The 12,062-nt window shown below is 63.9% G+C and carries 13 protein-coding genes; 8 read left to right on the top strand and 5 right to left on the bottom strand.

Annotation, left to right across the window (positions count from 1 at the left end; all coding sequences use genetic code 11):
• Nucleotides 1-17: 17 nt before the first annotated feature.
• The 3 genes from QZ656_RS03100 to QZ656_RS03090 all read right to left on the bottom strand — a co-directional run bounded on the left by QZ656_RS03100 (nt 18) and on the right by QZ656_RS03090 (nt 2,372).
• Nucleotides 18-1,703, bottom strand: coding sequence for a cation acetate symporter (locus tag QZ656_RS03100; RefSeq protein WP_291992121.1), 1,686 nt, complete (start codon nt 1,701-1,703; stop codon nt 18-20).
• The gene (locus QZ656_RS03095) at nt 1,703-2,020 is read right to left on the bottom strand and encodes a DUF485 domain-containing protein (RefSeq protein ID WP_291991999.1); all 318 of its coding nucleotides are present in this window, start codon (nt 2,018-2,020) and stop codon (nt 1,703-1,705) included. The genes QZ656_RS03100 and QZ656_RS03095 overlap by 1 nt, the downstream gene beginning before the upstream one ends.
• Before the next feature lie 217 nt (nt 2,021-2,237).
• Nucleotides 2,238-2,372 (bottom strand): hypothetical protein, encoded by a 135-nt coding sequence (locus QZ656_RS03090; RefSeq protein WP_291991998.1) that lies wholly within the window; start codon nt 2,370-2,372, stop codon nt 2,238-2,240.
• Here QZ656_RS03090 and QZ656_RS03085 point away from each other — a divergent pair.
• The 4 genes from QZ656_RS03085 to QZ656_RS03070 all read left to right on the top strand — a co-directional run bounded on the left by QZ656_RS03085 (nt 2,371) and on the right by QZ656_RS03070 (nt 6,345).
• Complete coding sequence (locus QZ656_RS03085) at nt 2,371-3,054, top strand: response regulator transcription factor (RefSeq protein ID WP_291991997.1); 684 nt, start codon at nt 2,371-2,373, stop codon at nt 3,052-3,054. The genes QZ656_RS03090 and QZ656_RS03085 overlap by 2 nt on opposite strands.
• The gene (locus tag QZ656_RS03080; RefSeq protein WP_291991996.1) at nt 3,041-4,606 is read left to right on the top strand and encodes a sensor histidine kinase; all 1,566 of its coding nucleotides are present in this window, start codon (nt 3,041-3,043) and stop codon (nt 4,604-4,606) included. Before QZ656_RS03085 ends, QZ656_RS03080 begins: the two co-directional genes overlap by 14 nt.
• 169 nt (nt 4,607-4,775) lie before the next feature.
• Entirely contained in the window at nt 4,776-5,909 is a 1,134-nt protein-coding gene (locus QZ656_RS03075) for an NAD(P)/FAD-dependent oxidoreductase (RefSeq protein ID WP_291991995.1), read from the top strand.
• Between the two features lie 4 nt (nt 5,910-5,913).
• Complete coding sequence (locus QZ656_RS03070) at nt 5,914-6,345, top strand: putative toxin-antitoxin system toxin component, PIN family (protein ID WP_291991994.1); 432 nt, start codon at nt 5,914-5,916, stop codon at nt 6,343-6,345.
• Between the two features lie 52 nt (nt 6,346-6,397).
• Here the strand turns inward: QZ656_RS03070 and yaaA are convergent, their stop codons facing one another.
• Nucleotides 6,398-7,165, bottom strand: coding sequence for a peroxide stress protein YaaA (yaaA, locus tag QZ656_RS03065; protein WP_291991993.1), 768 nt, complete (start codon nt 7,163-7,165; stop codon nt 6,398-6,400).
• Nucleotides 7,166-7,342: 177 nt separating this feature from the next.
• On the opposite strand from yaaA, the gene QZ656_RS03060 reads away from it, so the two are divergent.
• From QZ656_RS03060 to QZ656_RS03050, 3 genes are all read left to right on the top strand, one after another.
• Nucleotides 7,343-9,334: a site-specific recombinase gene (locus QZ656_RS03060; RefSeq protein ID WP_291991992.1), complete on the top strand. Its 1,992-nt coding sequence runs from the start codon at nt 7,343-7,345 to the stop codon at nt 9,332-9,334.
• Nucleotides 9,335-9,470: 136 nt separating this feature from the next.
• Nucleotides 9,471-10,796, top strand: coding sequence for an RNA polymerase sigma factor (locus QZ656_RS03055; RefSeq protein ID WP_291991991.1), 1,326 nt, complete (start codon nt 9,471-9,473; stop codon nt 10,794-10,796).
• Between the two features lie 242 nt (nt 10,797-11,038).
• A complete protein-coding gene (locus QZ656_RS03050) occupies nt 11,039-11,455 on the top strand; it encodes a YciI family protein (protein ID WP_291991990.1) in 417 nt (138 codons plus the stop codon).
• A 10-nt stretch (nt 11,456-11,465) separates the two neighbouring features.
• Here QZ656_RS03050 and QZ656_RS03045 read toward each other — a convergent pair whose 3' ends face one another.
• A complete protein-coding gene (locus tag QZ656_RS03045; RefSeq protein ID WP_291991989.1) occupies nt 11,466-11,621 on the bottom strand; it encodes a hypothetical protein in 156 nt (51 codons plus the stop codon).
• A gap of 26 nt (nt 11,622-11,647) precedes the next feature.
• On the opposite strand from QZ656_RS03045, the gene QZ656_RS03040 reads away from it, so the two are divergent.
• The gene (locus tag QZ656_RS03040) at nt 11,648-12,046 is read left to right on the top strand and encodes a VOC family protein (RefSeq protein WP_291991988.1); all 399 of its coding nucleotides are present in this window, start codon (nt 11,648-11,650) and stop codon (nt 12,044-12,046) included.
• The last annotated feature ends 16 nt before the right edge of the window (nt 12,047-12,062 follow it).

Here is a 12,062-nt window from a genome sequence, read left to right as displayed (position 1 = left end):
CGGCAGAGCTCTCCTGCTCAGTGACCCGATGCTCCCGCGGCACCGACGCCGGTTTCGGAGCGAACCTTCTGAGCCGGGTAGAGTGAGCGTTCGAGCTGCGCCTGCTTGCTGTTATCCATCTTCGAAACCAGGTAGATGGTCAGGAAAGCAGCGCTCATCGAGAACAGGCCCGGCGAGGAATACGGGAACAACGCTGAACCCTTTGGATTGCCGATCACCGCTTCCCACACCGAAGCGGAGACGATGGTCAAGCCAACCGAACTGATCAAGCCAACGACGCCACCGGCAACCGCACCCTTGGTCGTGCAATCTTTCCACAGAACCGACATGAAAAGGACCGGGAAGTTGGCCGAACAGGCGATGGCGAAAGCCAGCATCACCATGTAGGCAACGTTCTGCTTCTCAAAAGCGATGCCGAGGATAACGGCGACGATTCCCAGGCAGATGGTGGTGATCTTGGACACCCGCAATTCGTGGGCCGAATCGCTGTGCCCTTTCTTGAACACCGTGGCGTAAAGATCGTGCGAAACCGCCGAGGCACCCGACAACGTCAGGCCCGATACCACGGCCAGAATGGTGGCGAAAGCAACAGCTGAGATGAAGCCGAGGAAGACGTTACCGCCGACCGCGTTCGCCAGGTGGATAGCGGCCATGTTGCCACCGCCCTTCAGACCCTTGGCCAGTTCGCCATCGACGTAGTACAGGCCGGGATCCTGCGTCAGCAGGACGACGGCGCCGAAGCCGATGATGAAGGTCAGGATGTAGAAGTAACCGATCCAGGTGGTCGCCCAACCGACCGACTTGCGTGCTTCCTTGGCGCTCGGCACGGTAAAGAAGCGCATCAGGATATGCGGCAGACCGGCCGTACCGAACATCAGCGTCATGCCAACCGAGATCGCCGAGATCGGATCCTTGATCAGCGCTCCCGGCGCCATGATCGCGTCGTGCTTGCTGTGGATTTCGACGGCCTTGGCAAACAATAGCTCGGGATTGAAGTGGAACTGCCAGAGCACCGCCAGGGCCATGAAGCTGGCACCGCAGAGCAGCAGGATCGCCTTGATGATCTGCACCCAGGTGGTTGCCGTCATGCCACCGAACAACACGTAGCACATCATCAGCACGCCGACGATCATCACCGCGTAGTGATACTCGAGGCCGAACAGCACCTTGATCAGCTGCCCGGCACCGACCATCTGGGCGATCATGTAGAAGGCGACGACGACCAACGTGCCAGATGCCGCGAAGACACGCGTCGGTGTTTGCGCGAAGCGGTAGGAAACGACATCGGCAAAGGTAAAGCGGCCGAGGTTGCGCAAGCGCTCGGCCATCAGGAAGGTGAGCACCGGCCAGCCCACCAGCCAACCGATCGAAAAGATCAGGCCGTCGAAGCCGTTGGCGAACACCAGGCCGGAAATACCCAGGAAGGACGCCGCGGACATGTAGTCGCCGGCGATTGCCAAACCGTTCTGGAAGCCGGTGATGCCGCCACCGGCAGTGTAGAAGTCGGCGGCGGTCTTGGTCTTGTTGGCTGCCCACTTGGTAATGAACAGGGTGATCAAGACGAATCCGGCGAACATCGAGATGGCGACCCAGTTGGTTTCCTGCTGGGTCGTTTGCCCAAGATCGGCGCCTGCGGCGAGGACCGAAGCTGCGGCCAGCATGCTGACCAGGAAGCACAGGCTATTGCGTGTCAGTATGTTCATCATTTCTGCGACGCCTCGTTGATCAGTTCGTTGGTCAGCGTGTCAAATTCGCTATTCGCGCGACGAACGTAGATGTTGGTGATGAGGACCGTCAGAATGATCACGCCAACGCCCAGTGGAATACCGATCGAGGTCACCATGCCGGCGCCGAGCTTCTGCGCCAGAAACTCCTTGTCAAAAGCAATCAGCAGGATGTAGCCGTAGTAGATGACCATGATCAGGATGGTCATGGTGATGCTGTAGGTCGAGCGCGTGCTCACCAGTTTTTTGTACTTGGGGTTGGCGGCGATACGCGCAACCAGATCGTCTTCTTTCATCTTGCCTCCTCGCAAAGGGACGGTTTGTCGAATCATTCAGGGCAACTGCCGACGCCAAGGTAGGCTGACGAACTTACGCCGCGCTTACAAAACAAAGCATTTATTTATTAATAACAGTGACTTACATGAATCTGTCTGAATTCTGAAGAACGCCTTACGGCGGCCAGGCATCTTCAGACGGCTATCCGGAAACGGCCGCGCAGGCAAGGCCGCCGACTCAGATTGCCCACGCATGTTGTTTGCCGCGCCAGCCGGGCACCATCGCCGCCGCGGCACGGCCAAGAACAAAGCGGCGCGTCTTTCTGCCACAATCCGCTTCTGTCTTTTTGCGTTGGCAATCGAGGTGTTTCATGCATGTCCTGTTGATAGAAGACGATAGGGAGCTCTCTGACGGCATCGCCACTTTCCTGGCCGGGCAAGGCGATAGCGTGCTCGTGGAATCTGACGGCATGGCGGCGGATCGCTTGTTGCAGGAGCAGAAGTTCGATTTCGTCCTGGTCGACGTCGGCCTCCCGGGGCTCGGCGGCTACGAAATCGTCAGACGAATCCGCGAACGCCGCCAATCGCTGCCGGTGATCATGATTACCGCACGCGACACCCTCGATGATCGAATCTACGGCCTCGACCTGGGCGCCGACGACTACCTGTCAAAGCCCTTCGAACTCGCTGAATTGACCGCGCGCATGCGCGCGACCACTCGTCGGGGCGCCAATGCCATGGCCCGGCGCATCGATTTCGGTCCGCTGTCGATGGACATCGCCGGTCGCCACGCTTCACTGGCCGAGCAACCCTTGATCCTGTCCAGCCGGGAATGGGATCTACTCAGCGCCCTGGCCGAGGCCGACGGACACACGGTGGCCAAGGAACGCCTGCAAGCCGACAGCAGCGTCAATGCGCTGGAAGTGTATGTGTACCGTCTGCGGCGGCGGCTGGAAGTTGCGGGTCTCAACATCCGCACGGTCCGCGGCTTCGGCTATCGTCTGGAAAACACCCGCAAGATCGCCGGCAAGACAACGCCCGATGCCGGCGACTAGCGCCGCCAGAGCTGGCGCCCGCAGCACCGAGACAGAAACAGGCAGCAGCCTCCGGCGCAGTCTGCTGCGAGCGCTGGCAGTCCCCATTCTGGTGGCGCTATTGGCAGGCGGAGTGTTCGGCTATCAAGCCGCCGAAAAGGTCGTCAGTGCCGCCTACGATCAGAGTTTGGCGAACCTCGCGAGCGGCATCGCCAATCGTGCACGGGTCGAAAATGGCAAAATCACGATCGGCCTGACCGCCGAGGCCGAAGAACTGCTGCGCACCGACACCGTAGACCACATCTACTTCCGGGTTCGCGATGAATCAGGCCGAATCGTCGCCGGCCACGCCGACCTGCCGCCACCAGAAGGTTTATCGGGCGTGCCGCCGCCCCCCTTCGAGGCTCGCGACCAGCGCCCGAACACCGTCGAGCCGATATTTTCCTTCTTTGACGGAGACTTCCGTGGCGAAGCCATACGCGGCGTCCGCTTCCACCCGGTGGTAGACCAGCACGGCGTATACGTAACGGTCGCTGAAACACTGGGTAAGCGCCGTGCCGCGATTGGCGATCTGTTGTTCGGTTTTGGCCTGGCCGTACTGCTCGTGCTCGCGGCTGTCGCCGCTGTCGCAAACTACGGAATAACCTCCGGCCTGGCGTCGCTGTATGACCTGGAAGCACAGCTGGCCGAACGTTCCGGCCAAGATCTGGCACCGATCGATCTGCGCCAGGTGCCACTCGAAATTCGCGAGGTGGTGCGCGCGCTGAATGCACTTCTGGCGCGTTTGCATGAAGCCAACGCCGCGCAAAGAAAGTTTCTGCAGGACGCTGCGCATCAATTGCGTACCCCGCTCGCCGGTCTGCAGGTCCAGATCGAGTTGTTAAATGGCGAGCAGACCGACCAGGCCGTCAGCAAGCAGCTGCGCAAGTCCGTAAAGCGCGTCACTCGACTGGCCAACCAGTTACTGGCGCTGGCCCGCGCCGAAGCCGGCCAGCGCCTGATGGCCAATGCGTCTTCTGTTGATCTGGCGAAACTGATCGATGAAATGCTCGAAGAGTGGTTACGCATCGCCGACGAGAAGAAGATCGACTTTGGCATACAGCGAGGTGTTTCGACGATCATCGGCGATCCAACGCTGCTCCGGGAACTGCTCGCCAATCTGGTCGACAACGCCCTCAAGTACACGCCCACCGGGGGGCTGGTCACCTTGCGCTGCGAACGCGTCGGTGACCTGGTCGAAATTGACGTCAGCGACAACGGCCCAGGCATTCCGGAGGATGAGCGCGAACGCGTTTTCGAGCGCTTTCACCGCTTGCCCGATGCCATGGCTGCCGGCAGCGGCCTGGGTTTGCCGATCGCTCGCGAGATCGTTGGCGGTCACCACGGTTCAATCGTCATCAGCAGCTGCGCAGACGGCAAAGGTAGCTGCGTACAGGTCCGCCTGCCGGCCAAGCCACCACCGGGATCGATGCAAACGCTCAGCACGGCTCGCGACACCGCCAACGATGCCAGTCGTGATCATTTCCCGCAATCCCTACAGCTCTCGCGCCTGCCGGCGAAGCTCGATTCGTGAGGCGCCGATACGCCCGTTGAGCGGCGGGCTGACGAACCGGCAACGGCCATACGCGCGAAGGCCTGCGCAACCGTCGCACGGCACCGCAAACCGACCGAGCACGCTCCTCAGACCGTGCTTACGGTGCTTGGGTGCTTACAATGCGCAATCGCCCGCAGGAGAGTGAGTAATGGAAAGCATCGCAGCGGTGGTGATCGGCGCTGGCGTAGTCGGACTGGCTTGCGCACGCGCGCTGGCACAGCGCGGCATCGAGACGGTGATTCTCGAACGGCACGCGGCCTTCGGAACCGAGACCAGCGCCCGCAATAGCGAGGTCATCCACGCCGGGCTGTACTACCCGAGCGGCTCGCTCAAGGCTGGCCTGTGCGTTGCCGGCCGACGACAGCTCTACGAGTTCTGCGCCACGCACGCCGTCGCGCACCGCCGCTGCGGCAAGCTGATCGTCGCCACGACGTCGGCGCAGGAGGGGCAACTCGCCGCGCTGCAACGGCAGGGCGAGGCCAACGGCGTCGACGATCTGCAGCTTCTGAGCGCCGCCGAAGCGTGCGCGCTCGAACCCGAACTGGCGTGCACCGCCGCGCTGCTGTCGCCATCGACGGGCATCATCGATAGTCACGGGCTGATGCTCGCGCTGCTCGGCGACGCCGAGCGCGACGGCGCGACGCTGGCGCTGCGCAGTCCGCTGCGCGCCGGCTCGATCGACGCCACCGGCATGGTGCTCGAGAGCGGCGGTGCCGAAAGCCTGCGCTTCCGGACGACGATGGTGATCAACGCCGCCGGCCTGTGGGCACCGCAGGTCGCCGCCACGCTGAATGGTTTCCCAGGAGCGCAGATCCCGGCCAGCTTCCACGCCAAGGGCAGCTACTACGCGCTCGCCGGTCGCGCACCCTTTGCGCGGCTGCTCTATCCGCTGCCGGAAGCCGGCGGCCTCGGCGTCCATCTGACGCTCGACCTCGGCGGCCAGGCGCGCTTCGGTCCCGACGTCGAGTGGTTGCCGAAGCCGCCAGCCGAGAACGCCATCGGCGACTTCGATTACCGCGTCTACGCGGCGCGCGCCGACGCTTTCTACGCCGAGATTCGTCGCTACTGGCCGGCCTTGCCGGCGAACGCGCTGACGCCTGCTTACGCTGGCGTCCGGCCGAAGATTGCCGGTCGCGGCGAGGCCGCCGGCGATTTCCTGATCCAGGGTCCGGCGCAACACGGCATTGCCGGCCTGGTCAACCTGTTCGGCATCGAATCGCCGGGGCTGACGGCATGCCTGGCGATCGCCGAACGGGCGCTTGCCGAACTGCACGTCGGCTGAAGGCATGCGCGCGGTTCTCGACACCAACGTCGTCATCGACCTGCTGCACTTTGCCGACCCGCAGACGCTGGCGCTGCGCCGGGCGATCGCCGACGGCACGCTGCTGTGCTTCAGCGATCAGCCTTGCCTCGACGAACTGCAGCGCGTCGCCGCATACCCGCAGTTCATGCTTGACGCCGGCGCTCAGCAGGCGCTGATCGACAGCTACCTCGGCTTCCTCGAGCGCTGCGAAGCCGCCGGTCCCGAGGACTACCGGCTGCCACGCTGTCGCGACGCCGACGACCAGAAGTTCCTGATCCTCGGCGCACGCTGTCGCGCCGACCTGCTGATCACGCGTGATCGGCAGCTGCTCAGACTCGCCGGCCAGCGCCGGCCACCGCCGCCTTGCCTGATCATCGGCAGCGCCGCCGCCAGCGCGCTGATCGCCGCCCGCTGAGCGGCGCGACAGCGTGCCGAAGGCCGCCGCAGCCCTGGCCGGCGGCGAACTCCTAGCGGCGCCGGAAGACCCAGACGCTGTCGCTCGAGGCGTCGGCCGCGTAGGCGTAGCCGGCGACCGTGAAGTCCTTCAGGCCGGCGGGTTCGAGCAGGCCATTGATGATCGCAAAGCGCGCCATCAGCCCACGCGCGCGCTTGGCGAAGAAGCTGACGACGCGAAACTTGCCGTTGCCCCAATCCTGGAAAACGGGCTGAATGACCGGCACCGTCAGGTTCTTCGGCCGGACCGCCTTGAAGTACTCCTCGGAAGCCAGATTGAGCAGCACCGGCGCCGCGGCTTCACGAACCGCGTCGTTGAGCGCATCGCTGATGCGGTCGCCCCAGAACGCGTAAAGATCCTTGCCACGCGGATTGCTCAGGCGGCTGCCCATTTCGAGGCGATACGGCTGCATCAGGTCGAGCGGACGCAGGACGCCGTAAAGACCCGAGAGGACGCGCAAGTGCTGTTGCGCGAAGTGGCGATCGGCCACCGACAGCGTCGTGGCCTCGAGTCCGGCGTAGACGTCGCCAGCAAAGGCGAGAATCGCCTGCCGCGCATTATCCAGCGTGAACGGCTGCGTCCACTCGGCATAACGACTGACATTGAGCACCGCCAAGGCGTCACTGATTTTCATCAGACTGGCGAGTTCGGCCGGCGACAACTCGCGCAGACGATCGATCAAAATCTGCGACTCCGCGATGAAAAGGGGTTGCGAATGCTCGTGAAGCGTCTGCGGCGTCTGGTAATCGAGCGCTTTGGCGGGTGAAAGAACGATGATCATCGGTGACCTCCAGCCGGGACGATTCCCGGCACGAATATTTGCTAGTATGCCGCGATTGTAAACGACGACACCGGGGCGGCACGACCCCGGCCGTCAATTCGCCGCTGCCCTGCTCCGTCGCCAGCGCCGTTGCAGCCTTGATGCCGCAAGAATTCAGCCAGGATTAGCGCCAGGGAAATGGAACAACTACTCAACCAATTCGCCGACCCGGAAGCCCATGCGACGCACTTGCTGACGCAACTGATCGACGAGATCAGGCCGGCAGACGCGCACGATATCGACGCGGCTCGGCTGCAGATGAGCGCGCTCAGCGAGATCCTGCGCAGCCGCGCCGAGCTGCGCGGCGCCTTGCGCGAAGCGATCACCCGGCTCGCCCAGACGCACCGCCACATCGAGTTGTACACCGTCACCGGCATCCTGCCGAATAGCGGTTTCGTCAGCGAAATCCTGCGCTGCATCGGCCACAAGCTGCTGCCCGAAGTGCTTGATCGCGGCCTGCTGCGGACAGTGCTGCGCAGGATGTTCGATCACGAGAGCGACCGCCACTGGGTCCGCGGCATCGGCGACGACGCCTGGCTGGAACTGGTCGCGGCCATGCGTTTTGACGAGACTCCGGCCAGAGAAACGATGCCGCCGGCCGCCGCCGAGATCCTGCGCTCGCTGCGCGTGCTCTCATACTGGATCGCCGCCTGCGGCGTCGATCCCGAACTGCTGCGTCTGGAACCGTCGCTCGAGACCTACGAGTCGCCCTTCGTCGCCCAGAGCATCGAAATGACCGCCTACATCGAGGCGACACCGAAGGACTGGGGCAAGCCACCTGCCGACGACAGCGACGACCGGCAACTACGCGTCCTCCTGGACCAGTGCCAGGGAGTCATCGAACGCGTTCGCAAGACCGCCGCCAGGGACGGCACCAGCATCCGCCTGACGTATGGCCTGCAGCGACTGCGACAACTGCTGCGCCGGTGCGAGCAACTGCTGGACATTCTCGCCGGGGTGCGCAGCGACGCCAGCGGTGTTGCCGCCTACCCGCCGATCGTCACGCTGTCGGTGCAGCTGATTTGCGACGAATGCCTGCGCGACAACCTGCGCCGACATTGGCGCCAGAACACCGAGCTGATCGCCCTGCGGGTAACCGACAACGCCAGTCACCATGGCGACCACTACATCACCGATACGCCTGCCGAGTACTGGTCGATGGCGCGTTCGGCGATGATTGGCGGTTGCGTGATTGCCTTCATGGCCTGCCTCAAGCTGGCGCTGGTCGAAACGCAGCTGCCGCCGCTGACCGGGGCGATCCTCTTCTGCCTCAACTATGGCCTGGGTTTCTGCCTGATCCACATGGTGCACGGCACGGTGTCGACCAAACAGCCGGCAATGACCGCCAATACCATCGCCGCCAGCATCGAAGAAGCCGGCGGCAAGCTGCGCAATATCGAGGCGATGACCGACCTCATCGCGCGCACGTGTCGCAGCCAGATCGTCGCCATCGTCGGCAACGTCTGCGTCGCCATCCCATTCTCGGCGCTGATCGCCTGGAGCCTCTTCAAAATCAGCGGTAAGCCCTTCGCCAGTGTCGAGGAATCACTTTATCTGCTGGCGGCGCAAAGTCCGGTCCACGGCGGCGCGATTTTCTACGCAGCGATTGCCGGCGTCTGCCTGTTCATCTCCGGGCTGATCAGTGGCTACTACGACAACTTCGCGGCGTACAACCGGATTCCCGAACGCATCCTGCAACTCGAGTGGCCCAAGCGCGTGTTTGGTGAATCGCGTCGACGCCATTTTGCCACCTACGTCGGCGACAACCTCGGGGCGCTCGCCGGCAACTTCCTGTTCGGCGTCCTGCTCGGCGGCACGACGCTATTCGGCCTGCTGCTCGGGCTGCCGATCGACATTCGTCACGTCGCCTTCTCGTCGGCTTTCGTCGGCATCGCCGCGGTCGGCCTTGATTTCTCGACGCACGTGTGGGCTTTCGTCTGGGCGGCAGTCGGCGTGACGCTGATCGGCCTGGTCAATCTGGGCGTCAGTTTCGTGCTCGCCCTCGACGTCGCGCTGCGCTCCCGACAGGTTTCCGACCCGCAGTGGCGAACGCTGGGCCGATCAATCCTTGAGCACTTGCTGCGCAGGCCCATGGATTTCTTCCTGCCGCCCCGGAAGAGCGTCAGCTAATGTGCCAGACGCCATCCCGAGCAGCGTTCGCGATGGCGTTGAACCGAGCCGCTTGGCGCCGATCGTCGCTTTCTGCCGGCGATGCCGACCCGGCAAGCTGCGTGTTGTGCCGAACGACGCATCGTGCGCGGCGACGATGTTGATCCGCCCACCCGCCGACGCAGTGCTGCCCGGCAACACGCCGACCGAGCCGTTGCGTGAAGCAATCGACGGCAGGCCGGCGGCTACACGCCAGCTGATCGACATCATCTTCCGTGCCGAGTCGCGCCGGGTGCTGACCACACTGATCCGTTTGCTCGGCGATTTCGACCTCGCCGAAGAGGCCCTACAGGATGCTTTCAGAGCAGCAATGGAGCAGTGGCCGCGTGCTGGCGTACCGCTCAATCCGCGCGCCTGGCTGGTGTCCACCGGTCGCTTCAAGGCCATCGACGCGCTGCGTCGGAACTCGCGCTTCGAGCCGCTCGGCGATCTGGAGGCGGCCGACCAGCGGCTGGCGGCGATCGCCGATGCAGCGACGAGCGTTGACGATCAGCACCTCGAGGACGACCGGCTGCGCCTGATCTTCACCTGTTGCCATCCGGCGCTGTCGCCCGACGCGCAGGTGGCGCTGACCTTGCGCGAGGTCTGCGGCCTGACCACCGAAGAAATCGCGCACGCGTTTCTGACGCCAGCGCCGACTCTGGCGCAGCGCATCGTCCGCGCCAAGGCCAAGATCCGCGATGCCCGGATCCCCTACCAGGAACCGTCGCCAGGTGACCTGCCCGACCGGCTTGACAGCGTCCTGCGGGTGATTTACCTGGTGTTCAACGAGGGCTACTCGGCGTCGTCGGGGGCGGCGCTGACGCGCCACGACCTCTCGGGCGAAGCGATCCGTCTGGCTCGCCTGCTGCGCGAGCTGTTGCCGGAACCGGAAGTCGAGGGCTTGCTGGCCTTGATGCTCCTGCACGAGTCACGGCGCGCGGCGCGCACTTCGTCGACGGGCGATCTGGTTCTGCTCGACGACCAGGATCGCTCGCTCTGGAAGCGCGAGCAGATCGTCGAGGGCGCCGCGCTGGTCGAGCACGCGCTGCGCTCGCGCCGCTTCGGTTCGTACGCGCTGCAGGCGGCGATCGCGGCGCTGCTGGCCGAAGCGCCGAGCACCAGCGAGACCGACTGGCACGAGATCGTCGGGCTGTACGACGTGCTGCTGCGGGTCGAACCCTCGCCGGTCTTCGAATTGAATCGCGCCGTCGCGGTGGCCATGCGCGATGGTCCAGCAGCCGGCCTGACGCTGATCGACGCGATCCTGGCGCGCGGCGAACTCGCCGCCTATCGACTCGCACACGCCGCCCGCGCCGACCTCTGCCGCCGACTCGGCCGACGCGATGACGCGTGCGCCGCCTACCAGCGAGCGCTGAGCCTGAGCAGCCAGGCGCCCGAACGGCGCTTCCTGGAGCGGCGATTGAGCGAATTGGGCCAATGAGTCAACGGCGGCGTCCGGCGGTATGTTTTTGGCACCCGACCACGGCGACGCTGCCCAGTGAAAAAAACTCGCCAGCGTGTCGATTCACGGCCCTGCCGATCGACCAGTGATCAGGAACAGCCTTTTGACTGTCCGAACGTCATTGGCGAGGCGCATTTCCGGATCGCCAGGCGGACCAGCAATGACACCGCCTGCGCAGCGCCCTTCCCCTGCTCCAGGCAGCCACCCACAGGAGTCATCAGATGCGCTACATGATCATTGTCAAAGCGACTGCCGGCAGCGAAGCCGGCGTCATGCCCGAAGAACCGCTGCTGGCGGCGATGGCGAAGTACCACGAGGAACTGGCGCAAGCCGGCGTCCTGGTCGATGGCTCGGGGCTGCAGGCGAGCAGCCAGGGCTGGCGAATCCGCTACGCCGGCGAGCGGCGCAGCTTCGTCGATGGACCCTTCGCCGAAACCAGGGAACTGATCGCCGGCTACACAATCATCCAGGTCAGGTCGAAGGAAGAAGCCATCGAGTGGAGCATGCGCTTCCCCAATCCGGCGGGCGAAGGTCAGGACGCCGAGATCGAAGTGCGCCAGTTCTTCGAACTGGAAGACTTCACCCCCGGCGAGGCAATCGATCGCTTCCGCGAGATCGGCGTCGGCGGCGCGGGGTAAACGGTCGCCGTCACTTCGAGGGCCGCTCAGCACCTTGCTGCAGATGATCAGTCTGGCCGTCGCTGCCCTGCAGCAGGCGTACGACATTGACCGTAGCGGATCGCAGCCGCAGCAAGTTGCTCGCCTGGCGGGCATTGCGCCGTGCCAGCAGTGACCTCTTGATCAACAACTCATTCCCCAAGGAGAACGAAAATGACTCACAACCCCGTCCGCTGGTTTGAAATTTACGTGCAGGACATGCCGCGCGCGAAGAAATTCTACGAAACGGTGCTGCAGCTGACGCTCGAAAAACTGAACGCGCCGGTAGGCGAAATGTGGGCCTTCCCGATGCAGAAGGAGCAGTATGGCGCGACCGGCTCGCTGGTCAGGATCGACGGCGTTGCCTCCGGCGGCAACAGTGTCCTGATCTACTTCGCCTGCGATGACTGTGCGCTAGAAGCCGCGCGCGTCATCGAAGCGGGTGGCCGCATCGAGCAGGAAAAGATGTCGATCAACGAGTACGGCTTCATCGTCCTCGCGGTCGATACCGAAGGCAATACCTTCGGCCTGCATTCGATGCCAACTGGGCCGCAAGCAGGCGGCGCCTGCTGACCGCGAAACAGCAAAG

This window comes from Candidatus Accumulibacter sp. ACC003 (genome assembly GCF_907163085.1).
In the GTDB taxonomy this organism is placed as follows: domain Bacteria; phylum Pseudomonadota; class Gammaproteobacteria; order Burkholderiales; family Rhodocyclaceae; genus Accumulibacter.
The sequence above is the reverse complement of the archived record's forward strand: the minus strand, read 5'-3'. Positions and strand labels throughout refer to the sequence as shown.